This window comes from Listeria swaminathanii (assembly GCF_014229645.1).
Lineage (GTDB): Bacteria > Bacillota > Bacilli > Lactobacillales > Listeriaceae > Listeria > Listeria swaminathanii.
Genome location: NZ_JAATOD010000002.1, coordinates 176,093 through 202,428 on the forward strand (window position 1 = coordinate 176,093; position 26,336 = coordinate 202,428).

General features: G+C 39.3%; 27 protein-coding genes. 10 read left to right on the top strand and 17 right to left on the bottom strand.

The window, feature by feature from the left end:
* Positions 1 to 42: 42 nt before the first annotated feature.
* The 7 genes from HCX62_RS08040 to HCX62_RS08070 all read right to left on the bottom strand — a co-directional run bounded on the left by HCX62_RS08040 (position 43) and on the right by HCX62_RS08070 (position 6,924).
* A complete protein-coding gene (locus HCX62_RS08040; RefSeq protein WP_185638324.1) occupies positions 43 to 861 on the bottom strand; it encodes a purine-nucleoside phosphorylase in 819 nt (272 codons plus the stop codon).
* A gap of 18 nt (positions 862 to 879) precedes the next feature.
* Complete coding sequence (gene deoB / locus HCX62_RS08045; protein WP_185638326.1) at positions 880 to 2,064, bottom strand: phosphopentomutase; 1,185 nt, start codon at positions 2,062 to 2,064, stop codon at positions 880 to 882.
* Positions 2,065 to 2,092: 28 nt separating this feature from the next.
* On the bottom strand, positions 2,093 to 2,986 hold the full coding sequence (gene xerD / locus HCX62_RS08050; protein ID WP_185638328.1) for a site-specific tyrosine recombinase XerD: 894 nt from the start codon (positions 2,984 to 2,986) through the stop codon (positions 2,093 to 2,095).
* Positions 2,987 to 3,138: 152 nt separating this feature from the next.
* Positions 3,139 to 3,591: a ferric iron uptake transcriptional regulator gene (gene fur / locus HCX62_RS08055; protein ID WP_070785259.1), complete on the bottom strand. Its 453-nt coding sequence runs from the start codon at positions 3,589 to 3,591 to the stop codon at positions 3,139 to 3,141.
* 242 nt (positions 3,592 to 3,833) lie between these two features.
* Positions 3,834 to 4,856: a FecCD family ABC transporter permease gene (locus tag HCX62_RS08060; protein WP_185638330.1), complete on the bottom strand. Its 1,023-nt coding sequence runs from the start codon at positions 4,854 to 4,856 to the stop codon at positions 3,834 to 3,836.
* A complete protein-coding gene (locus HCX62_RS08065) occupies positions 4,856 to 5,881 on the bottom strand; it encodes a FecCD family ABC transporter permease (RefSeq protein WP_185502010.1) in 1,026 nt (341 codons plus the stop codon). The genes HCX62_RS08060 and HCX62_RS08065 overlap by 1 nt, the downstream gene beginning before the upstream one ends.
* Before the next feature lie 101 nt (positions 5,882 to 5,982).
* On the bottom strand, positions 5,983 to 6,924 hold the full coding sequence (locus HCX62_RS08070; RefSeq protein ID WP_185638331.1) for an iron-hydroxamate ABC transporter substrate-binding protein: 942 nt from the start codon (positions 6,922 to 6,924) through the stop codon (positions 5,983 to 5,985).
* A gap of 163 nt (positions 6,925 to 7,087) precedes the next feature.
* Here HCX62_RS08070 and HCX62_RS08075 point away from each other — a divergent pair, with 163 nt between their 5' ends.
* Both HCX62_RS08075 and HCX62_RS08080 read left to right on the top strand, forming a co-directional pair.
* Positions 7,088 to 7,912 carry an ABC transporter ATP-binding protein gene (locus HCX62_RS08075; RefSeq protein ID WP_185638332.1) on the top strand — a complete coding sequence of 275 codons (825 nt, stop codon included), beginning with the start codon at positions 7,088 to 7,090 and terminating at the stop codon, positions 7,910 to 7,912.
* Positions 7,902 to 8,900: an NAD(P)/FAD-dependent oxidoreductase gene (locus HCX62_RS08080; RefSeq protein ID WP_185638333.1), complete on the top strand. Its 999-nt coding sequence runs from the start codon at positions 7,902 to 7,904 to the stop codon at positions 8,898 to 8,900. Before HCX62_RS08075 ends, HCX62_RS08080 begins: the two co-directional genes overlap by 11 nt.
* 18 nt (positions 8,901 to 8,918) lie before the next feature.
* Here HCX62_RS08080 and timR read toward each other — a convergent pair whose 3' ends face one another.
* The 5 genes from timR to HCX62_RS08105 all read right to left on the bottom strand — a co-directional run bounded on the left by timR (position 8,919) and on the right by HCX62_RS08105 (position 13,167).
* On the bottom strand, positions 8,919 to 9,539 hold the full coding sequence (gene timR / locus HCX62_RS08085; RefSeq protein ID WP_185638838.1) for a macrodiolide transporter TimAB transcriptional regulator TimA: 621 nt from the start codon (positions 9,537 to 9,539) through the stop codon (positions 8,919 to 8,921).
* The gene (timB, locus tag HCX62_RS08090; protein WP_185638335.1) at positions 9,539 to 10,354 is read right to left on the bottom strand and encodes a macrodiolide ABC transporter permease TimB; all 816 of its coding nucleotides are present in this window, start codon (positions 10,352 to 10,354) and stop codon (positions 9,539 to 9,541) included. Before timB ends, timR begins: the two co-directional genes overlap by 1 nt.
* A complete protein-coding gene (timA, locus tag HCX62_RS08095; RefSeq protein WP_185638337.1) occupies positions 10,351 to 11,238 on the bottom strand; it encodes a macrodiolide ABC transporter ATP-binding protein TimA in 888 nt (295 codons plus the stop codon). The genes timB and timA overlap by 4 nt, the downstream gene beginning before the upstream one ends.
* A 795-nt stretch (positions 11,239 to 12,033) precedes the next feature.
* A complete protein-coding gene (locus HCX62_RS08100) occupies positions 12,034 to 12,489 on the bottom strand; it encodes a hypothetical protein (RefSeq protein WP_260490845.1) in 456 nt (151 codons plus the stop codon).
* A gap of 120 nt (positions 12,490 to 12,609) precedes the next feature.
* Positions 12,610 to 13,167: an NUDIX hydrolase gene (locus HCX62_RS08105; protein WP_185638840.1), complete on the bottom strand. Its 558-nt coding sequence runs from the start codon at positions 13,165 to 13,167 to the stop codon at positions 12,610 to 12,612.
* 275 nt (positions 13,168 to 13,442) lie between these two features.
* Here HCX62_RS08105 and HCX62_RS08110 point away from each other — a divergent pair, with 275 nt between their 5' ends.
* Complete coding sequence (locus HCX62_RS08110) at positions 13,443 to 14,102, top strand: 5-bromo-4-chloroindolyl phosphate hydrolysis family protein (protein WP_185392121.1); 660 nt, start codon at positions 13,443 to 13,445, stop codon at positions 14,100 to 14,102.
* Positions 14,080 to 15,279 (top strand): toxic anion resistance protein, encoded by a 1,200-nt coding sequence (locus HCX62_RS08115; RefSeq protein WP_003725866.1) that lies wholly within the window; start codon positions 14,080 to 14,082, stop codon positions 15,277 to 15,279. The genes HCX62_RS08110 and HCX62_RS08115 overlap by 23 nt, the downstream gene beginning before the upstream one ends.
* A 32-nt stretch (positions 15,280 to 15,311) precedes the next feature.
* On the opposite strand, the gene dinB is transcribed toward HCX62_RS08115, so the two are convergent.
* The 3 genes from dinB to rnz all read right to left on the bottom strand — a co-directional run bounded on the left by dinB (position 15,312) and on the right by rnz (position 18,207).
* The gene (dinB, locus tag HCX62_RS08120) at positions 15,312 to 16,382 is read right to left on the bottom strand and encodes a DNA polymerase IV (protein ID WP_185638339.1); all 1,071 of its coding nucleotides are present in this window, start codon (positions 16,380 to 16,382) and stop codon (positions 15,312 to 15,314) included.
* A gap of 108 nt (positions 16,383 to 16,490) precedes the next feature.
* Positions 16,491 to 17,282 (bottom strand): SDR family NAD(P)-dependent oxidoreductase, encoded by a 792-nt coding sequence (locus HCX62_RS08125; RefSeq protein ID WP_185638341.1) that lies wholly within the window; start codon positions 17,280 to 17,282, stop codon positions 16,491 to 16,493.
* 4 nt (positions 17,283 to 17,286) lie between these two features.
* A complete protein-coding gene (rnz, locus tag HCX62_RS08130) occupies positions 17,287 to 18,207 on the bottom strand; it encodes a ribonuclease Z (protein ID WP_185638343.1) in 921 nt (306 codons plus the stop codon).
* A gap of 302 nt (positions 18,208 to 18,509) precedes the next feature.
* Between rnz and zwf the strand changes: the two genes are divergently transcribed.
* From zwf to HCX62_RS08145, 3 genes are all read left to right on the top strand, one after another.
* A complete protein-coding gene (zwf, locus tag HCX62_RS08135; RefSeq protein ID WP_185638345.1) occupies positions 18,510 to 19,985 on the top strand; it encodes a glucose-6-phosphate dehydrogenase in 1,476 nt (491 codons plus the stop codon).
* 118 nt (positions 19,986 to 20,103) lie between these two features.
* Positions 20,104 to 20,535 carry a YueI family protein gene (locus tag HCX62_RS08140; protein ID WP_185638347.1) on the top strand — a complete coding sequence of 144 codons (432 nt, stop codon included), beginning with the start codon at positions 20,104 to 20,106 and terminating at the stop codon, positions 20,533 to 20,535.
* A gap of 31 nt (positions 20,536 to 20,566) precedes the next feature.
* The gene (locus HCX62_RS08145) at positions 20,567 to 20,704 is read left to right on the top strand and encodes a hypothetical protein (RefSeq protein ID WP_003763184.1); all 138 of its coding nucleotides are present in this window, start codon (positions 20,567 to 20,569) and stop codon (positions 20,702 to 20,704) included.
* On the opposite strand, the gene HCX62_RS08150 is transcribed toward HCX62_RS08145, so the two are convergent.
* Positions 20,684 to 21,172, bottom strand: a complete 489-nt coding sequence (locus tag HCX62_RS08150; protein WP_185638349.1) for a DUF6884 domain-containing protein — start codon at positions 21,170 to 21,172, stop codon at positions 20,684 to 20,686. The genes HCX62_RS08145 and HCX62_RS08150 overlap by 21 nt on opposite strands.
* On the bottom strand, positions 21,145 to 21,672 hold the full coding sequence (locus tag HCX62_RS08155) for a GNAT family N-acetyltransferase (RefSeq protein ID WP_185638351.1): 528 nt from the start codon (positions 21,670 to 21,672) through the stop codon (positions 21,145 to 21,147). Before HCX62_RS08155 ends, HCX62_RS08150 begins: the two co-directional genes overlap by 28 nt.
* Positions 21,673 to 22,361: 689 nt before the next feature.
* On the opposite strand from HCX62_RS08155, the gene ilvD reads away from it, so the two are divergent.
* The 3 genes from ilvD to ilvN are packed head-to-tail and all read left to right on the top strand — an operon-like array spanning position 22,362 to position 26,287.
* A complete protein-coding gene (gene ilvD / locus HCX62_RS08160; protein WP_185638353.1) occupies positions 22,362 to 24,056 on the top strand; it encodes a dihydroxy-acid dehydratase in 1,695 nt (564 codons plus the stop codon).
* Between the two features lie 17 nt (positions 24,057 to 24,073).
* Positions 24,074 to 25,795: a biosynthetic-type acetolactate synthase large subunit gene (gene ilvB / locus HCX62_RS08165; protein ID WP_185638355.1), complete on the top strand. Its 1,722-nt coding sequence runs from the start codon at positions 24,074 to 24,076 to the stop codon at positions 25,793 to 25,795.
* Complete coding sequence (gene ilvN / locus HCX62_RS08170) at positions 25,796 to 26,287, top strand: acetolactate synthase small subunit (protein WP_003723150.1); 492 nt, start codon at positions 25,796 to 25,798, stop codon at positions 26,285 to 26,287. It begins immediately after the preceding gene.
* The last annotated feature ends 49 nt before the right edge of the window (positions 26,288 to 26,336 follow it).

A 26,336-nucleotide genomic window follows, 5' to 3' on the forward strand; every position in this document is an offset into this window, starting at 1 on the left:
CAGAAAATAATAAATTTGGGCTGAGATTAGCTACCAATTATTTTAAGAAATTTTAGCAACAATTGCTTTTACATATTGTAAAAACGTGCTGCGAACTTGCTCCGTTGTTTCAATAACTTCTGTATGAGAAAGTGGTTGGTCCAGAATTCCGGCCGCCATATTCGTAATACAAGAAATACCAAGCACGCGTAACCCTGCATGATTCGCAATGATTACTTCTGGTACAGTGGACATTCCCACTGCATCAGCTCCTAGTGTGCGCATCATTTGAATTTCAGCAGGTGTTTCGTAAGTCGGCCCACTAAAGCCAGCATAGATACCTTCGCGAATAGTCAAATCAAGTTCTTGCGCAATAAGTCTCGCCTCTACACGTAAAGCCAAGTTATAAGCTTCTGACATATCTGGGAAACGCGGGCCAAAATGTTCATCATTTGGTCCAATAAGCGGGTTCGTTCCAGTAAAGTTAATATGGTCCGCAATCAGCATTAAGTCCCCAGCGGAATATAATTCGTTCACGCCACCAGCAGCATTTGTCACAACAAGCACTTCCACACCTAGCTCTTTCATAACACGAACTGGGAAAGTAACATCTTGCATCGAATAGCCTTCATAAAAATGGAAACGCCCTTGCATTGCGACAACTTCTTTCGTTTCTAACTCCCCAAAAACAAATTGTCCAGCATGTCCTTCTACTGTTGAAACAGGAAAATGTGGGATTTCACTATAAGAAAGTTTCGTCGGATTGCTTACTTCATCTGCAAGTACTCCTAAACCAGATCCAAGAATCAAACCAATTTTTGGTGTTCCAGTATAACTTTCTCTAATTTTCGCAACTGCCTCATTTACTTTTTCTAAACTCATTTTTGTTCCTCCCTTTTCCTATTTCAAGTCTTTTAAGAAACTTTGGCCATATTCAGGCATTTTTACATCAAAATTGTCGGCAACGGTTGCGCCAAGGTCGGCAAATGTTTTGCGTAGTTCTAATTCTGAACCACCATTTTTGAAGCGCGGTGAGTATACAAGAAGTGGTACAAATTCACGCGTATGGTCTGTACCAGAGTAAGTTGGGTCGTTCCCGTGGTCAGCAGTAATAATTAAAAGATCCTCATCCGTCAGTTTTTCCATCACTTCTACTAAACGACCATCAAAATCAACAAGTGCATCCGCATAACCTTGAGGATCACGACGATGTCCGAACAATGCATCAAAATCAACTAAGTTCAAGAAACTCATTCCATTAAAGTCTTTATCTAATACTGCGATAAATTGGTCCATTCCGTCCATATTGGATTTTGTACGGATAGATTCTGTTACGCCTTCACCGTCAAAAATATCGGAAATTTTACCAATCGCAATCACATCTTTGCCACCATCTTTTAACGCATCCATGACAGTGGGTTTAAAAGGTTTAAGCGCGTAATCATGGCGGTTCGGCGTTCTAACAAATGCCCCTGGTTCCCCAACAAAAGGACGCGCGATAATGCGACCAAGCATGTATGGATCGTCCAAAGTGATTTTGCGACAGAACTCACAGATTTCGTATAGTTCTTCTAGAGGCACAACATCTTCATGCGCCGCGATTTGTAAAACAGAGTCAGCCGATGTGTATACAATTAACGCACCTGTTTTAACATGTTCTTCGCCTAGCTCGTCCATAATTTCTGTGCCGCTTGCCGGTTTATTCCCGATCACTTTGCGACCTGTTTTTTCTTCAATTTGGTTGATTAAATCGTCAGGAAATCCATCTGGGAATACGCGGAAAGGTGTATCAATGTAAAGTCCCATAATTTCCCAGTGACCTGTCATTGTATCTTTACCGTTAGAAGCTTCTTGCATTTTTGTATAGTAAGCAAGTGGTTTTTCAGCTTTTTTAATTCCTTCGATTTCACGAATATTGGATAAACCTAATTTGCCCATTTCTGGCATGTTTAGTCCACCTACGTGTTTTGCAATATGTCCAAATGTATCTACATCAAAATCACCAAATTCAGCAGCATCTGGTGCTTCTCCAATACCAACTGAATCCATTACAACTACATGTACTCGTTTAAATTTATCTGGCATATTTACTCATCCTTTTCAACTATATTTTTTAAGCGCGCGGGTGAAATTGCTTGTAAACATCTTTTAGGCGCAGCTTTGTTACGTGTGTATAAATTTGCGTAGTGGAGATATCCGCATGACCAAGGAGCTCTTGTACTGACCTTAAATCAGCTCCGTTTTCAAGCAAATGGGTGGCAAATGAATGACGCAAAGTATGCGGTGTAATCGGCTTTTCAATGCCCGACTCTTTCGCAATTCCTTTTAAAATTTTCCAGAAGCCTTGTCTCGTCAGCCCTTGACCATGATGATTTAGAAAGACAAAATCATTGCGGTATTTCGGTCTACGAAGTTTTGGCCTCGCTTCTTCTAAGTACTGTTCCAACACAGTAGTGGCCGTTTTTCCAAGCGGGATAATTCTTTCTTTATCGCCTTTACCAATCGTTTGAATGAAACCCATATGAAGATGCAAATCGTCCATTTTCAGGCGAACAAGTTCCGTGACACGAAGTCCTGTCGCATATAAAATTTCCATCATTGCTTGGTCTCTTAGTCCGAGCGGCGTACTTGTATCCGAGGAACTAAGCAACTTTTCTACATCATCAAGGTTTAACACTTTCGGTAGGCTTTGCGCTTGTTTTGGTGTTTCGATTTGGATCATTGGATCATGTGACATTTTCCCATCATGCATTAAATAATGAAAAAAAGAGCGTAGTGAAGCAATGTATCGCGCTACACTTCTGGCTGACTTTCCTTCTTGTCTTGCAAATGCCATGAATCCAACTATATCGCTTCTTTCAAGTATATTCGGATCCGTCAAATTCTTAGAGGTTTCCATGTAAGAAACAAAATAGCGTAAGTCTCGTTGATATGCTTTGATTGTATTTGTAGATAAACCTTTCTCTACAATTAAAAAATGTAAAAAATCTTCAATTAAATCATTCATAAGCGTTTCCTCCACAAGTCCTATTCTACCATGTTCCACTCTTACTGAAAACGTTTAATTATTAGAAAGAAACTTATAATACTTTTCACGCAATTCAGTCCATCTTTTTAACCATAAAAAAAGTTTGAGATAACTTATCTCAAACTTTTTGATTATTCTTTTTTAGTTTTTTGTCTACAATCTGCGCAAACACCTTGGAAAGTCAAACGGTGATCTTTAACGAGAAAGTTCCACTTCGATTCGACGATTTTTTCTACATCTTCTAATAAGTCTTCTTGAATTTCTTCCACAGAACCACATTCCAAGCACACCAAATGATGGTGGAAATGTTTGGCGCCTTCTTGTCTCAAGTCATAACGGGATACACCGTCACCAAAATTAATCTTATCTACCACGCGTAGTTCTGTTAAAAGCTCTAGCGTTCTATAAACTGTGGCAAGGCCAGTGTCAGGCGCAATATCTTTCACACGCAAGAAAACTTCCTCGGCACTTAAATGATCTTTTTCATTTTCCAGTAAAACGCGAACCGTAGCTTCTCGCTGTGGGGTTAATTTATAACTAGCATCGTGAAGTTGTGCTTTAATGCGTCCAATACGACCTTCCATTATGGTTCCTCCCTTGGGTGCTTATAACAAGTTGTCTCTCTAAATTATCATCATTATCATTTAACAATAAATACAGTTTATAATAATTATAAATAAAATGCAAGTTAGAAATTCACTTTTTACGTTAAAAATGGCACGTAGTCAATTCCTATTGCTTATGTTTACTAAGATATCACAAAAGCAATAGGCTGTCTACATTGATTATCAATTACTCATTAATTTCTCGTTATCAATAATAATTATTATTTAGCTTTAGCAAGTAGGAACAAGAAATATGGTGCGCCGATAATCGCTACAACAATTCCCGCAAATATTTCAGAAGGTTGGATAATCAAACGCCCAATCGTATCCGCTAATAATAAAAGTAACCCTCCAGAAAGTGCCGCTGTTACCATCACCCAACGATGCGCAGAACCAACTAGTTTTCTGGCAATATGTGGACCAATTAACCCAATAAACGCAATCCCGCCACTAACAGAAACACAAGCCGCCGCGAGACCAACTGCTACTATTAATAGAACAAATTTTTCTCGTTCCACCCGAACACCTAGTCCAGTGGCCACTTGATCCCCAAATGAAAGCACATCTAGCGTTTTCACTTTCATAAAAGCAAAGGTCCCTAAAACAACCAGCCACGGCAAAAGTGCAAAAACATATTGCCAGCTCGATGCCCAAATATTTCCAGCCATCCATTCAGCATAACGCTGATAATTTTGCGGATCTAGTCGAACCGTCAAAAGCGTAATCAATGCCGCAATCGCCGCCGCAACAGCAATCCCCGTAAGTAACAAACGATTAGGAAGTAACCCCTCGCTCCTACTATAAGAAAGTCCATACACAACAAATGCTGTCAAAATTGCCCCGATAAACCCAACTAATGGCATAAATAAAACAGGTACATCCATCGTGGAAGGAAAGAAGGAAATATAAAGCATAACTGCCAAGCCAGCCCCGTTGTTAATCCCAAGAATCCCCGGGTCAGCTAAGCCATTTCCAGAAATCCCTTGTAAAATTGTTCCCGAAACCGCCAGCCCCGCTCCAACTAAAAGCGCAATAACAATCCGCGGCAGCCTAAACTCCGTCACAATGAGCTGTGTCCCCGCATCCGCCATACCAAAGAAAGATTTAATCACTTCTAAAAATGGCAATTTCGAATAACCAGCATTGACACTATATGTAAATGTACAAAAAATCAGCACACTTAAAATGATTAACGTCCAAATCCGTCGCGATCTTTTCCGCTTTTCCGCAACCGTCATATACATTATAAGTTCCTCCTTTCCTTACGAGCTACATATAAAAAGAAAGGAACCCCGATTAACGCAAAAATGACACTGATTGGCGTTTCATATGGAGGATTGATCGTTCTTGCCACAATATCCGCCGCTAATGTCAGAAACGCCCCAACAACAGCCGAGCAAGGAATAATCCAGCGATAATCAACCCCGACTAAAAATCGCACCAAATGCGGCACAATCAAGCCAATAAAACCAACCGGCCCAACAACCGACACAGCCAGCCCCGCCAAAATCAACACAACAACCATCGAAGCAATTTTAACAAAAGTCGTTTTTTCGCCAAGACCAACCGCAATATCGTCGCCCAAACTTAAAATCGTAATCGACTTGCTTAACAAAATGGCTGCAATAAGCGCTCCAAGCAACCAAGGCCAAATCGCCGCCAGCTGGCTCCATTTCACACCAGCAACCCCGCCAGCATACCAAAAGGCCAAATCTTGACTCAGTTTAAAATAAATCGCAAGCCCTTCACTAAGCGCCGTGAGTAGCGAACTAACCGCCGCACCAGCAAGCACTAATCGCGTTGGCGACATCGCACTCCCAGCAAGCGAACTAACGCCAAAAACCATAAACGCCCCAATCGCCGCCCCAACAAAAGAAAACAAAATCAACGAGTTATAACTAAGCCACGGCATAAAAGCAAAACAAATTGCAACCATAAACGTCGACCCAGCATTCAACCCGAGCAACCCCGAGTCAGCCAGCGGATTCCGCGTAATCCCTTGCATAATCGCGCCAGCTACCGCAAAAGCAGCACCAATTGCCATATCTGCAATCACCCGAGGAACACGCAAACTTCGAATAATCTGGTGCTGCGTTTCCGAACTATTATAATGAAACAGCGCATCCCAAACCGTACTTAAATTAATATCGGCCGCTCCAACCGCAATCCCGAATAACGCTAAAATAAGAAGCAACAAAAGCCCACCCGAAAGTATAAAAATAGCGACAGTTGGTCTAGTATTCATTTTTATCTGTTTTGACTTATCCATCTGCACATGTTCCTTCCATCTAAAATATCCGCTCATTTTAAGTGATAATAATTATCAATCGCAAAGAAAATTATATCAATATCATTCACTAAGCGCAATCTTTAGTTAGATTCAAGTAACTTATCGACAATAATTTCCAACTGCCCTTCCACCGCTAAAGGATCATAATAAAACATCGTATCAAAATCCATTTGGTATACATTCCCCGCTTTAAACGTCGGCAGCTCTTTCCAAATTGGCGAATTCGTCAAATCCTTTAATGTTTTCTCGCCATCTTTCGCATCCCCCGAAGAAGTATTCGTTACGAACATTCTATCCGCCGCAAATTCCGGTAATACTTCGAGCGAAATCTTCTGCCAATCTTGACCAGCTAACACCTCTTTTTCGATTTTTGCTGGCGCTTTGAGTTTTAAAGCATTATAAATCGCTTGACCGCCACGCCCCATATTTTGCCCCATCACATAAAAATCTTTATCCTGCACTTCATAAATTCCCACTGTTTCATTTGGATCCAGTTTTTCTGCTAATTTCGCTCTACTTTCTTTCGCTTTTTGGTGAAATTGATCCAGCCATGCTTCCCCAGCTTGCTTTTCACCAACCAAGTCCGCAATTTGGCGCACGTCTTCCTCGACATTTTTAGACGTCGCATAAGGAATCAATACGGTTGGTGCAATTTTTGACATAGCCTCAAATTCATCTTCTTTTGAAACAATAATTAAATCCGGATTTAATTCCGCCACTTTTTCCGCCGAAACTGGATCACCAATATCTGCAATCCCATCCACTTTTCCTTTTAAAAACGGATTTTCCATTTGTTTTGCTCTAGCACCAACTGGCTTCATTCCTAGCAAAACAATATTTCCTAAGTATTCCGACGCCACAATACGTTTCGGGTGAGCCGGAATTTCTACTTTCTTTCCATTTGTCATTGTATATGTACGCATCTCGACCTGTTCATTCCCAGCCGATTTGTTATCTCCACAAGCAGCCAAAACTACCATTGCTAAAAGCATTACTACGAGTAAACTGATACCCTTTTTCATTTGAACCCCTCCGTAACTGATAATAATTCTCAGTTAGTATAGCAACATTCTTCACAAAGTGCAAATCTCCCTCGCAAAGTATCACTTGCATCTTTACCATAAAAACTCTATACTTAACCATTGAGAATGATTATCACCTTACTTTTAAATTGGAGCGATGAAAATGAAAGACCTTCATACTGATAACTTACAAATTTCATACGACAAACGAATCATTGTTGATGGTTTAGATATAGCCATTCCTGCTAATAAAATTACAGCTCTCGTTGGCGCAAACGGCTCTGGGAAATCGACTATTTTAAAAACGATGTCCCGCTTAATGAAACCTAGTCAAGGCGCTGTTTATTTGGACGGCAAAAAAATTCATAGTCAACCGACCAAAGATGTTGCCAAACAATTAGCTATTTTGCCACAAAACCCTTCTGCACCCGATGGTTTGACGGTGTTTGAATTAATTTCTTATGGACGTTCCCCGCATCAAAGCAGTTTTAAATCGATTACCGCTAAAGATCGGGAAATTATTTTTTGGTCGTTGCGCGTGACGAATTTAACTGAATTTGCAGATCGACCAATCGACAGTTTATCAGGTGGACAACGCCAGCGTGCTTGGATTGCCATGGCACTTGCTCAAGAAACAGACGTCTTATTCCTTGATGAACCGACGACCTTTTTAGATATGACCCACCAACTAGATGTGCTTAATTTATTGAAACAACTAAATCAATCGGAAAATCGCACAATCGTGATGGTTGTCCATGATTTAAATCACGCATCTCGTTACGCACACCACATGATTGCTATTAAAGAAGGAAAAGTCATTGCAGAAGGCACGCCAGTTAGTGTCATGACCGAACAAACATTGGAAGATGTTTTTAATATCAAAGCCGATATTTTAATCGATCCACGTAGCGGTGTCCCTCTTTGCCTTCCTTACGAAACATGCAACGGATGCGAAATTGTAAAGGAGCTTGATTCCATTGCCAAATGAGCTTTATGATGTAACAATAATCGGCGGCGGCCCAATCGGCTTATTTTCCGCATTTTATAGTGGTTTGCGTTCAATGAAAACAAAGATAATTGACGCCGAACCTGCTGTTGGTGGCAAAGTGCGCTACTTTTTCCCTGAAAAAATAATTCGCGATATCGGCGGTATTCCAGCAATCACTGGCGCTAATCTCGTTGCGAATTTAAAAGAACAAGCCGAAACATTTCACCCCACGATTGTTTGTAATGAACGCGTGGTAGATGTAACTAAGCTAACGGATGGCACATTTCAGCTCACTTCACATAACGGCACAATTCATTTTTCCAAGACCATTGTCATCGCAACAGGAAGCGGTACATTTGAAGTCAATAAACTAGAAGCCTTACACGCCGAAACATTCCCATTAGCAATTCATTATGACGTGAAAAACCTCGAGCAATTTCGTGGTAAAGTGGTTGCAGTTTCTGGTGGTGGAAATTCTGCCATCGACTGGGCTCAAACACTCGAACCAATCGCCAAACAAGTACATCTCATTTACCGCGGCGAAGATTTTAAAGCACATGAAGAAAGCGTACGCGAACTAAAAAATTCCCGTGTCCAAATTCATATCCATCATGAAATCAGTGAATTAATTGGAACCAACAACACGCTAGCCAGCATTAATATTTGCTGCAATCAAACACAAATTACGAAAACAATCGAAACCGAGGCACTTTTTATTAATCACGGTGTAAAAGTGGATCTCGGAACAATGGCTGAATGGGGCTTTGAACAAGCGGATTTCGGTATTGTCGTTGATGATGAAATGAACACGACTGTCCCCGGCATTTTTGCTTGCGGAGATAGCGCCACCTACCCTCGAAAAATACGCATTATCGCAGCTGGTTTGCATGAAGGACCAATCGCGATCAATAGCGCTAAAAAATATTTAGAACCAACTGCTGCAAACGAAGCGATGATTAGCACGCATCACGAAAGCTTTATTGGTTAAAAAAAGGATTTGGGCTACTCACTCGCCCAAATCCTTTTTTTCTTCGCATATACCAAATTCGACAATCCGCATCATTTCTGTAAAATCATTCGCAAGCGGCACAAAATCTTCCATCGTCGCATTCGGATGACTTTGTAAATACACCGTACTTATCTGCGTAATATGATTAAACAGCGCAACCATCACTTTACGCGCCGCATCCATATTCACATCTTTTTTCAATTTCATTTCACTTAAAACCTGATTCATTTGCGCTTCCGACCGCTCAATCGCCTTATCAAAAAAGCCATCTAACTTCCCTTTCAACTCAGCTGGCGGATTTCCGTAAGCTTGCATAATTAAGCCAAAAACTGCCGGATATTTACGATTAAAATCCAATTTCATCTTCGTCGACCAAATAGCCATCTCGACAAAATCCTTCCAATGTTCCTCTTCCAAACGAACCTCATTCGTCGCAAAATCAACTGCATAACTCACTGCCGCAATATATAATTTTTCTTTAGAACCAAAATAGTGGAAAATAAGCCCTTTAGAAACACCAGCTTTCGTGCAGATTTTATTCGTACTAGCCGCCTGATAACCTTTTTCCGTAAATTCTTCCATAGCAGCTTCTAAAATTTTTAATCGTTTTTCATCCATCATACTTTCAAATCCTTTTTCTTATAAAGAACAAATGTCGCCGCTACCATCACGACAATCACCGTACATGAAATCAGCGCATTCGTTCCAGTAATCCCTTTGTCCATAATTTCTGAAGGAATGGCATAATTAATTGGCGAAAAGTATTTGAAGAAATCAACCTTATCATTTAACCCTGCCATAATTCCTAAAATATACGTTAAGAACACAAGGGCAAGTGCGACCGGAGAGGCTTGCTTAGCTGAACGAAGCACCGATGAAACCATAAAACCAGCACTCATAAATACAGCAGCTACAAGCAACTCACTAGAAAATACCCGCACAAGCTCCATCACTAAATTACCGCTATCTACCCCACTCGGCTTTAAGAAAAGAACAAGCGCCACCGAAGCCACAAATGTAATCGCCCAAAAAGCTACAAACGACAATAAATTACCAATCATTTTCCAAAAAACAAGACTTGACCGAGTAATCGGCTGCGCATATAAAAACTCAATCGTGCCATCCGTTTCTTCTTTTATTAAAGCCTGCGCACCAATCAACGCCGCATAAACACACGCTGCAATAAAAATATACTGAAAAACATACGCAAAATAGGCATCAATATTCGTTAAATCCGCCATCGAATCCATATGCAAAATTTTCATCATATCTTGCGGAAGTGCATTCATTTTCGTATTTACCAAATCTTGCATCCCGCTACTTTGCATACTAGGGAAGAAAGCCATAAACACACCTAAAATCACAATCACCACTACAGCCCAAACAACCAGGCTTTTTATCCGTGTTTTCCATTCAATGTGTAAGATGTTCACTTGATTTCTCCCCCTTCGTATAGCGTCATAAATTTATCTTCCAATTCCTGATTCGTAATCGTTAAATCCGTAATTTCTTTTTCTTGTAACAACGGCAAAATCGTTTTAATATCCTCATCAAAAATAAGCCGCGCTTTCCCTGCTTCCTTTTCGATAATTCTTGCGCCCGCATTCGTTAATTGTTCGAGTGGCAAATTCGTTCCTTTCAGTGCAATCACTTTACCCGTCATTTGTTGATTGGCGATATCTTCCACCGCGATAATATTCCCATTTCGAATAAAAGCAGCTCTTGTACAATATTCCTGAACCTCACGTAAATTATGACTAGAAAGAAAAATCGTCATGCCTTCTTTATTACGCTCGGTCATTTCTTTAAATAAATAATGTTGCATTAAAGGATCAAGCCCATTCGTCGGTTCGTCCAAAATAAATAATTTCGGCTCGGTAATAAGTCCAGCAACAATCGCCACTTTCTTCTTATTTCCAAGCGACATTTCACCAAAACGTTTTTTCGGATCAATCGCAAACATTTCGTAATACTTATTCATTTTTTGCGCCGCATTTTCAATATGGTGGAACTTGGCAGCATAGTGGATAATATCATTTGCCGTCATTTGCGGATAATAGCGAACTTCACTCGGCACATATCCAACCATTTTTTTAATTTCCGCAGAATTTTTGACAACATCTTTTCCAAGTATTGTTGCACTTCCGCTAGTAGCATAAATAAAATTCAGTAAAACTTTGATTGTCGTTGATTTCCCCGCACCATTGGGGCCAATAAAGCCATATAGTTCGCCTTCATTTACAGATAAATTCACATTTTCAATTGCTCGCTTTTTATGATAGTTTTTTGTGAGCGCCTCCACTTTAATTGCTTCCATGTTCTCTCCTCCACACTCATATTGACCACTTAGTCAACTTGAGTATAAGCCCTTTTGACCAGGTAGTCAATCAAGAACTATTAAACCCTTTTTCACAACCAAAAATCTAAATTAACCTATAACCAACCAAAATCCATAAAAGTACATAAATCACTGTTTTTCACCTGCGTTTTCACCTTGAAAATACAGGTTTCAGCCTAATATTACTAATTTCAATAACCACTCTACTCTGCATAGAATAATCATATTTCAGATGCTATAATTATGGATAAGTAAGCAAGTTTATGGTGGTGGCTAGTTCTTTCAACAAGAAGGAGCGATGCCTATGAATTTTTTGTTCGGAACTCCTGGAAAGGATAATCCATGACCATTTATGAAGCCCTGTCATTTGCAGTCGCTTTTGCAACCTTAGTGTTGTTATTAAACAGTCAAAATAACAAAAAAAATAACCACTCATAAACTTTGGCGAGTTTAGTGGTTATTTTTATAATAAATTAAACTAGCTGCCACCTTAAATGGGCTTACACTTGAGGGTCATGTTCACGCATGGCTCTCTTTTCATACTCATAATACCACATTCCAAGCTCTTCTGACAATATTTTACATAATGAAGACACAATAATAATTAACTCTGCTATAAATTTAAATGAAATAGGTTATCTAGTCCTATATAATGTCCAAGTCTTGAAAGCATAGAAAATTCCCGTCATCCAATGAAGCTAATTTATCTCTAACTTTTTCTGAAACTACTAGGTTGAATGCTCCACCCCATTTATCTAACGAAAAACACTCAAGTTATGATGGTATTTTATTTCTTTGCAATGTTGGTTTAAGAAAAAACTGGGCTATGGAGTTTTCCCATGGCTCAGGCATATAATCCGTAGGCCATTCAATATATTCCGATTTATTGAAATCAACACAATCCACTTTCCTATTAAAATGAAAAACAATGTAATCTTTATTTTCAGCTTCAACTGCTACATGTAAAAGATCAAGCCCATTGAATGAAATTTCAGCTTTATTATATTTACTTGCATTTGCAATTAGATAATACGTTCCAATACTTGCAAAATCAGGACTTTCTCCCTTCTTTATTACTTTAATTTTTAATTTGTGCTCGCTATTTATTAAATGCGGATAAGCATCTTTAGGGGCTATTCTTTCCAGATTATTATAAAAATCAATACTAAACACTTCATATTTCTTCCATTTTTTCTTATCATCATTGAGCATTAACTTATAATAATTCATAATTTACCCCTTCGTATGACTCTGTTTAATTGTTCTTCTGATATCTTTCTAAACTGCCAGTCATCAGATCCAGAATCCCATTTGCGGATGGCTTTCATTCCTAACAAACATTGACATTATTTATTCATTTTCTTCTATTAATAGTTGCATTTTCCAGTATTGCATCGCGTACATTGTTTTAGCATCATGAATGAGTTGTTGTTCTATTAGTTGTTCTGCTTCTTCTGGCGTTACTTTGACTAAATTAATAAATTCATCTGCATCTTGCGCCAGTGGTTGTTCCATTTTCCGAAGATCGCGCGCGACATAAACATGTAAAAGTTCATTGGCAAATCCGGGTGATGTGTAAAAAGAAGTGAGATACGTTAAATCATCTGACTGAAAACCTGTTTCTTCTTCTAGTTCGCGTCTCGCTGTCACAAGTGGATCTTCTCCCGGCTCCATTTTGCCAGCCGGAATTTCAATAATTGTTTTTTCGAGTGGCTTTCGGAATTGTTCTACTAAATACATTTCTCCGTCTGCCGAAAACGGAATAATTGCCACAGCCCCGGGATGCTTAACGATTTCACGCTTGCTCTTTTCCCCGTTTGGCAACTCTACATCATCTACTTGCAAGTCTATTACATTTCCGCTAAAAATCTTTTCCGTATGAAGCGTTTTTTCTTCCAGTGAGTCCATTTCTGCCACCTACTCCTCATTTTTTTTCATTATAACATAACTAAGTCCGAGTTTAATTTACATCGCACGACTGATAACATCTATTTTCTAAATATGGTATGATAAGAACAAATAAAGGACACTTTCTAAAATATAAAAACCTTGCCACTTGCCTAGTTCTAGCATACAAAATATACTTAAATGGCAGGTTACTTTCCACTAATCTTTATTTTTAGAAAAATATACTATAAGAAAAGCGGACCTTTTAAACAGGTACTTAAAGGAGAAGATGTATAATGACCGTTTTTAAAAAGATATTAGCATTCACAGGTTCTATTTTCCTTGTCATTATTTTGGCTGGTATTCTCACTTTACTAATCCATAATGGCTTGATAATTGCAACGATTGTCATTGCTGTTGCGGCTACCCTATTTTTCTTTTCATCTAAAGCTGGGGACCGTGCACAAATGATTGCAACTGGATTAACCAAGAAAGAATATAAATATATTCGCACTAACCTAGAAGAAGCTCGCGTGAAAATTATCCGCCTTCAAAAAATCATGACACAAAACAAAGCGCTATATTCTTTCCAAGAACGCAACAAAACACTTTTACTTACTAAAAGAATTTACGGTATTGTAAAAGATGAACCAAAGCGTTTTTATGAAGCAGAAGATTTCTTTTTCTCCCATCTTGACTCTTTGGTGGAACTAACCGAAAAATATGCTTTCCTAGAAAAACAACCAGTAAAAGATAAGAAAATCTATCAAACACTTTCTGATACACGTACACTTCTAAATGATTTAAGTCGCGTTATTGAAAAGGATTTATTTACACTTTTAAATCAAGACGTGAATAATCTTGACTTTGAATTAGAAGTAGCGAAAAACTCCATTTCTAAACAGAAAAAGAAATTTGAAAGGGGTACAAAAGATGACCGAGAACAAGCCAAGTGAAGAAACAAATGAATTAAAAGATTTAGTAGTTGAAAAAGAATTCAACCAAACGTTAGATGACCTTCTTGCTAACCCGTTTGGATCAGACGGCGAATCAGCTGCAAGCATCGTAAATAACGAAACAGATGCGGCTCCCCGCTTAGTCGATATGCTTACAGAAACAAATAAAAAACAAGCCTTAGAACTATCGAAACAAATCGAACCTGGAAATCAGGCAGCCATTCTTGGTTACGGAGCTCCCGCCCAAGCTAAACTCCATGATTTCTCGCACTCGATGTTAGCACATGTACAAAAGCAAGATGTTGGCCCAATTGGCGATATCATTAGCGATTTAATGTATCGTTTACAAGAAGCGGATCCTGATGAACTTGCGGCTCGCAACAAAAATGTCTTCACCAAAATGTTCCACCGAGTAAAACAATCCATCAATGAAATTACTTCTAAATATCAAAAAATTGGTACCCAAATTGACCGCATCGCGTTAAAACTGGAACACTCCAAAAAGCGTTTAATGGAAGATAACTCTTTCCTAGAACAGCTTTATGATAAAAATAAAGATTATTTCCAAGCACTTAATATTTACATTGCTGCTGGAGAATTAAAATTAGAAGAAATTAACACCAAAATGCTCCCAGAACTTCGCAAAAAAGCGGAACAAACTGGCGACCAGATGGATTATCAAGAAGTGAATGACTTAACGCAGTTTGCGGATCGCCTTGATAAACGGGTATACGATTTACGCTTAAGCCGTCAAATCACTATCCAACAAGCTCCACAAATTCGTTTAATCCAAAATACAAACCAAGCACTTGCTGAAAAAATCCAGTCTTCTATTATGACTGCCATTCCACTTTGGAAAAACCAAGTAGCAATCGCGCTTACCTTGCTTCGTCAACAACAAGCCGTTGCAGCTCAGCGCCAAGTTTCCGAAACAACCAACGAACTTCTAAAACGAAACGCCGATATGCTAAAAACAAATGCGATCGAAACAGCGCGTGAAAACGAAAGAGGTATTGTGGATATCGAAACGCTGAAAGAAACTCAATCAAGCTTAATCGAAACATTACAAGAAACGCTTAAAATTCAACAAGAAGGCCGTGCTAAACGTGCCGTTGCTGAAAAAGAACTTGTAACAATGGAACAAGAACTTAAAGAACGTTTACTAGAAATGAAATAAAAAAGCTAGCGCAAAATTTGCGCTAGCTTTTTTTATAGCCCTTCTAATCGTAAATTCTCAAAATAAACGGGTTTTAAGTTCGTTACAGTAAGTCCAATTAAGCGAATGCTATCTTGGCCAGTGTAGCTTTCTCTTAGAAGTAAGGCTGCGGCTTGATAAATTTGATTGGCATCATTGGTATATTCGTTTAAAGTAAGACGCTTAGTAATCGTTGTAAAGTCACTATAGCGCAATTTCAGTACTACCGTCTTGCCGTGTTTTTGTAATTTAATGAGACGCTCTTCTACTTTCTTTGCAAAATTCATAAGACTTTGTTCTAATATTCGATTATCAAGTACATTAAATTCAAAAGTCGTTTCTTTACCAACCGATTTGCGATCACGATGCGGATTCACAATGTTGTTCGAACGACCGCGAACATGTCGATATAAATGATAGCCGTGCTTATGCAATTCGCGAATAAGGTCCCATTCACTCCACTTCTTCAAATCTGCCCCTGTTTCAATCCCTAGCCGATGTAATTTTTCCGCGGTAACTTTCCCTACCCCATAAAATTTCGTCACTGGAATCTGTTCTAAAAAGGCTTCTGCTTCTTCCGGAGTAACCACGGTAATGCCAGCAGGTTTTTTGAAATCGGAAGCAATTTTTGCAATGAATTTATTGAATGATACGCCTGCAGATGCAGTTAGTCCAAGTTCACGGTAAATTGTTTGTTGGATTTCGCGAGCAACTAGTGTGGCTGATTTCATTCCTTTTTTATTTTCGGTTACGTCTAGGTATGCCTCATCTAAAGAAAGTGGTTCAATAATATCCGTATACCTAGAAAAAATTTCGCGAATTTGGCTAGATACTTCTACATAATGCGCCATATTACCATGAATAAAAATACCATTCGGGCAGAGTTTAGCTGCTTGGCGAGTAGGCATAGCCGAGTGCACGCCGAATTTGCGTGCCTCATAAGAACAGGTTGAAACAACACCACGCTTATTCGGATCCCCGCCAATAATAAGCGGCTTCCCGCGAAACTCGGGATGATCGCGTTGTTCTACAGATGCATAAAAAGCGTCCATATCAATATGAATAATTTTCCTACTCGTATCCATAACTGCATCTCCTTTAAAACGAACAAGCGTTCTTATATAATTATAAACGTAAAGCTACTTAATTACAAGAAAAAAATACCCTGTTATTACAAGGTATTTTCGCTTCATTTATTTCTTTAAAAATGCACCTTTTCCAAAGAATTCTATTACTTGCGGCATGACTTGATATAATCGTGTCGCAATATTCATAACGAAAGGTAGATTGATTTCACGGCGTCTTGTCCCCATAATTTGGACGGTTTTCCTAGCCACTTTTTCAGGTTTCAACACTAATTTCCCAACTGTTTCTAAGTAATTACCGGACTTATCCGCTACTTCGAAAAAATTCGTTGCGATTGGACCCGGATTGATTGTCGTCACGTTGATTTTATCGGGAATTAATTCTAAGCGAAGTGCATTGGAAAAACCAAGTACCGCGTATTTTGTTGCTGAATAAACGGTTGATTTTGGTGTAGCAATTTTGGCTGCTTGAGATGCGATGTTAATAATATGTCCCGATTTACGAGCTTGCATTTGCGGTAAAATAAGTTGCGTTAACTGAATCAACCCTAGCACGTTTGTATCAAACATTTTTTCAATAGTTTCAAACGGGATATCTACTGCGTTTTCAAATAGACCAAAACCTGCACAGTTGACTAACACATCAATTTGATAGGCCGCATTTATTTCAGTACTAACTTGTTTGACTTGCTCAAAATCTGTCATATCTAGTGTAAAGTAAGCCGTTTCGACTGAAAAATGGCTGCTTATTTCTTTTTGTAGATCGATTAATTTTTCCGTGCTTCTCGCTGTGATAATAACATTCGCTCCTGATGCCGCCACTTGTCTTGTGATTTCTGCTCCAAGACCACTTGATGCACCCGTAATTAATACCGTTTTATTTTTCAAAAAAGCATTCATTTTATCACTCTCCTACTTGGAAAACAGCTAAATCGTACGCTATTTCAGTATTTTCAAAAATAGACTTTGCTTCTATTAATAACTCTTTACTTGCATCTCGGTCGTATCTTGAGCTGATATGCGTTAAAATCAATTTTTTGACATTGGCTTTTTTGGCAAGTGTAGCTGCTTGAAGTGTGGTTGAATGCATATATTCTCCCGCCATTTTTGCTTTATCGCCCTCAAAAGTGGCTTCGTGGACTAAAATATCGGCGTTTAATGCTAATTCAAATTCATTAGCGGTTTCTTTTGTATCACCAAAAATGCTGATTATCTTTCCTTTTTGTGGCGCGCCAACATAATTTTTGCCGTCGATTACTCGTCCGTCAGCTAGCGTAACGGTTTCGCCATTTTTTAGTTTTTGAAAAAGTGGACCAGCTTCAACACCGTCAGCTTTTAATTGTTCCGCATTAAGTGCGCCTTGTTTGTCTTTTTCGATGATACGGTAACCAAAGCTTCGAACGCCATGTTCCAGGTCATCAGCAGTAACGGAAAACATCTTGTCTTCAAAAATCAAACCTGGTTCAATTTCGTTAAAAATAATTTTGTAGGTGAGTCTTGTTCCGCTAAGTCTTAAAGAAGTTTCGACATATTCAGCTATTCCTGCCGGGCCGTAAATAGTTAGATCCGAATCGCCTCCTTGAAAAGAGCGACTGCTTAATAAGCCTGGCAGCCCAAAAATATGATCGCCATGCATATGAGTAATAAATATTTTTTCTAGTTTGCTTAATTTGATTTGGCTGCGCATGATTTGGTGTTGCGTTGCTTCTCCGCAATCAAATAGCCAAATTGTATTTCGTTCGTTTAACATTGAAAGTGCGATGGATGTGACATTACGGCCTCGTGACGGTACGCCTGCTCCAGTTCCTAAAAAAACAAGTTCCATTTATTGTTCCATTCCCTTCCCAGTTCGTGTCTTATTTTATCACATTCTTAAACGAACAGGAAATAAACATTTTTACAATAAAAACCCTTATAATTCAGAAATAACTGTCAAATTAAAAAAATATTCGAACCAAACAGTTGCACAAATGCTTCATTATGGATAAAATAGTATGGACTAATGAGGAAAATTAATAGCTCATTTAATAAGGCCTTTTTTTGTGGGGTCCTTTTCAAACTAAGAAATCTTTTTCTTAGCAGTTAATTTTTTGCCATTAAGAGAATAAGAAAGAGGGTAAATGACGTATGACAGATGAGTTAGAACAAAAAGCATTGATTACTATTTTTGGCGGTACGGGAGATTTGGCAAATCGCAAACTTTACCCTTCGCTATATCATTTATACAGTAAGGGATCTCTTGGCGACAACTTTGCTGTTATTGGAACGGCTCGTCGTGAATGGAGTAATGATTTCTTCCGTGATAAAGTAAAAGAGTCTATCAAAGACATTGATGGTTCCGAAAAAGATGCGGATGCATTTGCTTCTCATTTCTACTATCAATCTCATGATGTGACTAATAAAGAATCTTATGTAACGCTAAAAGATTTGTCTGATGAATTAGATGCAAAATACGAACTTGGCGGTAATCGCCTTTTCTACCTTGCTATGGCGCCGAATTTCTTTGGAACCATCGCAAGTCGCATTAAATCTGAAGGCTTTGTGGACACTGATGGTTTTCACCGTTTAATTATTGAGAAACCATTTGGACATGATTTAGCTAGTGCGGAAGAATTAAACAATTCGCTTCGTCAAGCATTTAAAGAAGATGAAATTTATCGTATTGACCACTATTTAGGAAAAGAAATGATCCAAAATATCTCGGTTATTCGATTTGCAAATTCGATCATTGAATCGCTTTGGAACAATCGTTATATCGATAATATCCAAGTTACTTTAACAGAAGTACTTGGTGTAGAAGATCGTGGACGTTATTACGATGAAAGTGGCGCACTTCGAGACATGGTTCAAAACCATATCTTACAAATCGTTTCTTTACTCGCAATGGAACCACCGATTAACTTATCAACTCGCGAGATTCGTCATGAAAAAGTTCGCGCGCTTCGTTCTTTACGCGTTTTTGAAGGAAAAGAAGTTCATCAAAGCTTTATCCGTGGCCAGTATGGTCCTGGTGAAGTTGGCGGCAAAGAACTGAAAGGCTACCGTCAAGAAGATAATGTCGATCCTCATTCCAATACAGAAACTTTTGTTGCGGCAAAACTTGAAATCGATAATTTCCGCTGGGCTGGCGTTCCATTTTACATTCGTACTGGTAAACGTCTTGCGAAGAAAACAACGCAAATTGCGATTCAGTTTAAAGATGTACCACTAAACTTATTTGGCCAACAACAATCGCTTGGTGGTAATGTGCTTGTTATTCATATCCAACCTGACGAAGGTATTACGCTTCATTTGAACGTGAAAGAACCTGGTCAAGGAATGGTGACAATGCCAGTCAACTTAAATTATATTCATTCTTCACCAGATGGCATGAATACGCCTGAAGCATATGAAAAATTAATTCTAGACTGTCTGCGCGGCGACGCGACTTACTTCTCTCACTGGGATGAAGTTTCGCTATCATGGAACTTTATCGACCATGTAGCAGATGTTTGGACAAATACAAAAGATCATTTCCCGAACTACAAATCCGGTTCAATGGGTCCAAAAGAAGCAGACGACCTTATTCAACGTGACGGATTCCAGTGGTTCCCAATCGATTAATCAAAAAACCAGAAATATGGCTAATCTAGCCTGTTTCTGGTTTTCTTTGTTTACTTGCAAAAGCTACTGGGCATGTTAGAATAGAGAGGAAAACTAACTAGTTAAAGGAGCTCATATAATGGCTGAAAATATTGATGACTACCTAGAAAAAGGCATGTATGGGGCAAAAGAAATTAATCCCGCTGAGAAGAAAAAATACCTAGGAACTTACCGTGAACGCGTATTAGTCGCTCTCACTAAAGAAGAAGTTTTAACCCAAGAGTATCTTCCAGAACTAGAAAAAGCAATCCTAGAAAATAATGACTCCAAGCTTCTGTTAAACGGATTACTGCATTATAATTCTTTACGCCCTTATATTAAATTAGCGGAAAAATGTAAACATGAATTTTCGATTGTTACTCGTTTGGAAGGTGAAACAGATATTTATCTCGTCCTTGCCTGCCAAAAAGCGGTAAACAAAGAGGATATTCATTTATATAAAGAAGAACCCGTAGAAAAACAAGAAGAACCTGTCTCGTTACTGGAGAAGGTTCGCAAATTATTTAATTAAGTTTTCCGTCCAACATCGAGGAGGTCGATTTATGCTACATCTTATCACAGTATCACTCGCTATTTTAATGGCGTTACAAACGATTTATTTTTTCATTCGGAAAAATGTCAATATGGGCGTTATGTTTTTACTTATAACAGCTGCCCTTCTACTTCTTAGCACGATTTAATGGCATACCGGTCTCGACAGCTTGTTTTAACTCGCGCTGCATGACACCGATCCCTGTCGCCCCATCAAGTGGAAAACAAAAAGATTGTTTATCATTTGTAATACTCGCGAGTAGCCCTCTGAACTTTTTGCCGCCTAACATCGGGACTTGTTCAGTAGGGTTTATTTGTAGTTTCTGCCACTGTGCCTGTAATTCGTCGAGCTGAATCGTATCTTCCCCTGTCCCTTTCATCGTAAAACGAACATCATACGTTTCTGAAACGACATCATCTGGTCGTAAAAAGCCGTATTTCGGCGATAAAATTAAATACTCCTTCGCAAACTGTTCTGCGTATGCTTTGCTTAAACGATGAAATGTCCCCGTGTATACTTCGCTTGCCTTCACTGGACCGATATCCGGAAATTTGTCCCATATTTTCGGCTTCCCTGATGCGATAATAATCAGGTTTGTTTTATTGGATATTCCCACATCATCACTCTTCCTTGTCTCTCTTCCGTATCTTTTTCTTCTATATGTACGAAATGGTTATGTTTTAGCACTTGGATTGATGCTTCGTTTTGCTCGTAGCTTCTGGCAAAAATGCGATTGATTTCGGGTTGCTCTTCTAGCCAAGTAATCATTCCAACAAGCGCTTCTGACATATAGCCTTTATTTTGATAATTAGGCACGATACTATAACCAATTTCTATTTCTCCCGTTTCATCTGGGTTGCCTTGTCCGCCAATTTCGCCGATAATCTTATTTTCTTGCTTTAAAACGACTAATCGCGTCCATTTAATCATTCTATCGTCTTTTTTTACATTTTCTAACACATATGGTAAATAAAAAAAGAAATCAATTCCGGGCCAGTCTGGTGATACGTGGTAGCCACTTGCTTTTTCTAAAGCTTCTGTCCCATTGATCGTTGCTTGAATCATTTCCAGCGTGTAGTTAATTAAAATTAATCGATCTGTTTCTAAATTATCCACAACCAAAACCCGGCTTTCCTACTAATTTATTACTTTCAATTTAGCAGAATTGGATAGAGGAACGCAACTAATCTGTGATTTTTTATCCGAAATTTTAATTTTTAACAACAAAACTATAAAAATAAAACTATTCTGACTATATACTTGACCTTTCATTTTTGAATACGCTTCCATTCTAGTTATAGTCCAAATATAAGACCAGGTACTAATTACAACTAAAAGTGTAAGTTGCTTGAATTGTGCAAACTGACGGAAAACTTTCAAAATAACAATTGACAATCGCATGGCAACCATATATATTAAATACTAACATAACATTTCTTGATATTAATTTTTTTCAAAAATGTGCGACTAATCGAAAAAATAAAACCATTTAACGAAGGGGATAATGACTTATGAAAACGACTAAATCAGTCATTACAATTTTATTACTCTAGAAGGACTTTGAGCACTGTAGAAATTTACAGTAGTTTGAGTCCTGTTTACGTTAAATGGGATTCTGGCAAAGCATCCCATTGTTTTCATCATTGGGGTGCTTTTTATTTAGCCGGATTTCGGATTTTCAAGCATTAAAAAGCGATTATCAAGCAAGCAGAACTTAATCATATATATTAATGCCACGCTATTTAGTGAATTCTAAAAATTCAGTGTCGGCAAACAATTCTTAATTAGAAATGGGGTAAAGTCATATGCGTAGTGACAAAATAAAAAAAGGTGTCGAACAAGCTCCAGCAAGAAGTTTGCTGCATGCTACAGGTCAAATTAAAAGTCCAGGTGATATGGACAAACCATTTATCGCTATTTGTAACTCTTACATTGATATTGTTCCAGGTCACGTTCATTTGCGAGAACTTGCGGATGTGGCTAAAGAAGCAATTAGAGAAGCTGGCGGTATCCCATTTGAATTTAATACGATTGGTGTAGATGACGGCATTGCCATGGGACATATCGGTATGCGTTACTCCCTTCCCTCTCGTGAAGTTATCGCGGATGCAGCGGAAACAGTAATCAACGCGCACTGGTTTGACGGGGTTTTCTACATCCCAAACTGTGACAAAATTACGCCGGGAATGTTGCTTGCATCAGTTCGTACAAACGTCCCTGCTATCTTCTGTTCAGGTGGCCCAATGAAAGCTGGGTTGTCAGCTCACGGAAAAGCGCTCACTCTTTCTTCCGTTTTTGAAGCGGTTGGTGCCTTTAAAGATGGCAGCATGTCACAGGAAGATTTCCTTGATATGGAAGCCAATGCGTGTCCAACTTGTGGATCTTGTGCTGGTATGTTTACAGCGAATTCAATGAACTGCTTAATGGAAATCCTCGGTATGGCTGTTCCAGGAAATGGTACAACACTTGCTGTTTCTGACGCGCGCCGTGACCTTATTAGAGAATCTGCGTTTCATTTGATGGATTTAGTTAAAAAAGATATTCGTCCTCGTGACATTATTACAAAAGATGCGATTGATGATGCATTCGCGCTAGATATGGCAATGGGTGGCTCGACAAATACCATATTACATACACTCGCACTTGCAAACGAAGCTGGTATTGAAGATTACGATTTGGAACGTATCAATGATATCGCCAAACGTGTTCCCTATCTTTCCAAAATTGCACCTTCCTCTTCTTATTCAATGCATGACGTTCATGAAGCTGGCGGCGTTTCTGCCATCGTTAAAGAACTTGTTGACCTTGGCGGTGCAATTCATCCAGACCGGATTACCGTTACTGGAAAAACGATTCGCGAAAACGTGGCTGATGCCAAAATTAATAATACCGATGTTATTCATCCAAAAGAAAATCCCTATAGCCCGGTTGGTGGACTATCGATGTTGTTTGGAAATATCGCACCAAAAGGAGCTGCTATCAAAGTTGGCGGCGTAGATCCTTCTGTACAAGTTTTCAAAGGAGAAGCAATTTGCTTTAGTTCTCATGATGAGGCTGTTGAGGCAATTGATAATCATACGGTTCGTGAGGGCCATGTAGTTGTTATTCGCTACGAAGGTCCAAAAGGCGGCCCGGGAATGCCAGAAATGCTTGCACCAACCTCCAGTATTGTTGGTCGCGGTTTAGGAAAAGATGTTGCCTTGATTACAGATGGACGTTTTTCCGGAGCTACTCGAGGTATCGCAGTTGGGCATATTTCTCCAGAAGCTGCGGCTGGTGGTCCAATCGCACTCGTTCATGACGGTGATATCATCACGATTGATTTGCCAAACCGGACGCTCAATGTAGACGTTCCTGATGAAGTTTTAGAGGAACGAAGAAAAGAATTACCGAAATTTAAAGCTAAAGTAAAAACTGGTTACCTTGCACGATACACTGCGCTAGTAACGAGCGCCCACACTGGTGGTATTTTGCAAATTCCAGAAGATTTAATCGACTAAAAAATGAGGTGATAAGCGTGATTGATACGACGAAGACAAATGAAAAAGCGACAAAAAAGCAAAATAAAAGTGGAGCGGAACTTTTAATTGACGCCTTGAAAAAACAACAAGTCGAGATGATTTTTGGTTATCCGGGTGGCGCGGTTCTTCCTCTCTATGATGCCTTTTACGACTGTGATATTCCACATATTCTAACAAGGCACGAACAAGGAGCCATCCATGCTGCTGAAGGGTATGCTCGTGTCACTGGGAAACCTGGAGTCGTAGTTGTAACAAGTGGACCTGGTGCGACGAATGTATTAACTGGAATTGCAGATGCGATGAGCGATTCGATTCCATTAGTAATCTTTACCGGACAAGTTCATACGCCTGGTATCGGAAAAGATGCTTTCCAAGAAGCCGATATGATTGGGCTAACGATTCCAATTACTAAATACAATTACCAAGTGCGTGATGTTCGTGACTTACCTAAAATCGTCAATGAAGCTTTCCATATCGCAAGTACTGGTCGTAAAGGTCCTGTTGTCGTGGATATTCCTAAAGACATGGGGATTATCCAAACGGACACAGTTCGACCAGATACGATTGATTTGCCGGGTTATCAACCGACTTATTCACCTAACCCGCTCCAACTCGAAAAATTAATGAATTCCCTTTCCGCCGCAAGTAAGCCACTTATTCTCGCTGGCGCTGGCGTTAACCATTCTAGAGCTACAGCCGAATTACTAGAATTCGCTGAACGCTATCAAATTCCTATCGTGAATACGCTACTCGGTCTAGGAAGTTTCCCGCAAAGCCATGATTTATTCCTTGGTATGGGTGGTATGCACGGTTCTTATGCAGCAAATATGGCGCTAACGGATTGTGACTTACTCATTAATTTTGGCTCTAGATTCGATGATCGCCTTGCAAGTGCGCCAAAAGAGTTTGCCACTAAAGCAACGATCGCTCATATCGATATTGATCCTGCTGAAATCGGCAAAATTATCGAAACGCAAATTCCAATCGTTGCCGATATCAATGAAACACTTACGCAACTTCTGCAAATGGAACTTCCGGTTTATCCAGATACATCCCATTGGTACAAATTAAATATGACACGCAAAAACCGTCATCCTTTTAATTTTGATAAAACGAAAAAAGCGGAAATTAAACCGCAGCGTGTGATTGAACTCATTGGTGAAATTACGCAAGGTGAAGCACTTGTTTCCACCGATGTTGGACAACATCAAATGTGGACGGCGCAATTTTATCCGTTCCAATTTGATCATCAAATTATTACAAGTGGTGGCCTTGGCACAATGGGCTTTGGTTTCCCGGCAGCAGTTGGGGCGCAACTTGCTTTCCCGGATAAAACAGTAGTCGCGATTGTTGGCGATGGCGGTTTCCAAATGACTAACCAAGAACTCGCGATTTTAAACGATTATCAAATCAATCTAAAAACGGTCATTATCAATAATGGTTCGCTCGGGATGGTTCGTCAGTGGCAAGAAAAATTCCACGGCGAAAGATATTCCCACTCGATTTTCACGAGCCAGCCAGATTTTGTAAAACTGTCTGAAGCATACGGTGTCAAAGGGGTTCGCTTGACGAATCCAGAAACGCTGGAAAAAGATTTGAGAAAAGCCTTCGCTCACCCTGGGCCAATTGTTATTGACGTTCATGTTGCAAAAGATGAACTAGTACTTCCAATGGTTCCAAGCGGCAAACCAAATCACCAAATGGAAGGGGTGGAATAAATGCGCCGAATCATTACCGCTACAGTAAACAACTCTTCTGGCGTATTAAATCGTATCACTGGGGTTATCTCCAGACGCCAATACAATATCGATAGCATCTCTGTCGGCTGGACCGAAATCCCGAATGTTTCTCGGATTACCATCGTTGTCCATGTCGATTCCTTATACGAAATTGAACAAGTAACCAAACAGCTCAACAAACAAATCGATGTGCTTAAAGTTAGCGATATTACCGATGACGCGCACATTGAACGAGAACTTGCTTTACTGAAAATCAATTCCCCTGCCGCCTTACGTTCCGAGCTAAACGCAGTCATCGAACCATTTCGTGCAACCGTCATTGATGTCGGCACTAAAAATGTTGTCATCCAAGTAACTGGTACGAGCGAAAAAATCGATGCATTTGTTGACACGGTTCGTCCCTACGGCATTAAACAAATGGCAAGAACTGGTGTAACTGGCTTTACAAGAAGCCCTAAAAAAATGGGTTGAAATCATTTACTACAGAGCAATCCGTTGCTTTGCTAGCATCAGGACAGCA

Coding starts and splice junctions, on each gene's coding strand:
- dinB (WP_185638339.1), bottom strand. CDS start 16,382: ATGGATACGAGTAGGAAAATTATTCATATTGATATGGACGCTTTTTAT.
- timR (WP_185638838.1), bottom strand. CDS start 9,539: ATGGATGAAAAACGATTAAAAATTTTAGAAGCTGCTATGGAAGAATTT.
- HCX62_RS08110 (WP_185392121.1), top strand. CDS start 13,443: ATGACCGTTTTTAAAAAGATATTAGCATTCACAGGTTCTATTTTCCTT.
- HCX62_RS08065 (WP_185502010.1), bottom strand. CDS start 5,881: ATGGATAAGTCAAAACAGATAAAAATGAATACTAGACCAACTGTCGCT.
- HCX62_RS08100 (WP_260490845.1), bottom strand. CDS start 12,489: ATGAATTATTATAAGTTAATGCTCAATGATGATAAGAAAAAATGGAAG.
- HCX62_RS08060 (WP_185638330.1), bottom strand. CDS start 4,856: ATGTATATGACGGTTGCGGAAAAGCGGAAAAGATCGCGACGGATTTGG.
- zwf (WP_185638345.1), top strand. CDS start 18,510: ATGACAGATGAGTTAGAACAAAAAGCATTGATTACTATTTTTGGCGGT.
- HCX62_RS08075 (WP_185638332.1), top strand. CDS start 7,088: ATGAAAGACCTTCATACTGATAACTTACAAATTTCATACGACAAACGA.
- HCX62_RS08145 (WP_003763184.1), top strand. CDS start 20,567: ATGCTACATCTTATCACAGTATCACTCGCTATTTTAATGGCGTTACAA.
- HCX62_RS08105 (WP_185638840.1), bottom strand. CDS start 13,167: ATGGACTCACTGGAAGAAAAAACGCTTCATACGGAAAAGATTTTTAGC.
- xerD (WP_185638328.1), bottom strand. CDS start 2,986: ATGAATGATTTAATTGAAGATTTTTTACATTTTTTAATTGTAGAGAAA.
- timA (WP_185638337.1), bottom strand. CDS start 11,238: ATGGAAGCAATTAAAGTGGAGGCGCTCACAAAAAACTATCATAAAAAG.
- HCX62_RS08070 (WP_185638331.1), bottom strand. CDS start 6,924: ATGAAAAAGGGTATCAGTTTACTCGTAGTAATGCTTTTAGCAATGGTA.
- HCX62_RS08140 (WP_185638347.1), top strand. CDS start 20,104: ATGGCTGAAAATATTGATGACTACCTAGAAAAAGGCATGTATGGGGCA.
- fur (WP_070785259.1), bottom strand. CDS start 3,591: ATGGAAGGTCGTATTGGACGCATTAAAGCACAACTTCACGATGCTAGT.
- HCX62_RS08115 (WP_003725866.1), top strand. CDS start 14,080: ATGACCGAGAACAAGCCAAGTGAAGAAACAAATGAATTAAAAGATTTA.
- ilvD (WP_185638353.1), top strand. CDS start 22,362: ATGCGTAGTGACAAAATAAAAAAAGGTGTCGAACAAGCTCCAGCAAGA.
- deoB (WP_185638326.1), bottom strand. CDS start 2,064: ATGCCAGATAAATTTAAACGAGTACATGTAGTTGTAATGGATTCAGTT.
- ilvN (WP_003723150.1), top strand. CDS start 25,796: ATGCGCCGAATCATTACCGCTACAGTAAACAACTCTTCTGGCGTATTA.
- HCX62_RS08125 (WP_185638341.1), bottom strand. CDS start 17,282: ATGAATGCTTTTTTGAAAAATAAAACGGTATTAATTACGGGTGCATCA.
- HCX62_RS08040 (WP_185638324.1), bottom strand. CDS start 861: ATGAGTTTAGAAAAAGTAAATGAGGCAGTTGCGAAAATTAGAGAAAGT.
- rnz (WP_185638343.1), bottom strand. CDS start 18,207: ATGGAACTTGTTTTTTTAGGAACTGGAGCAGGCGTACCGTCACGAGGC.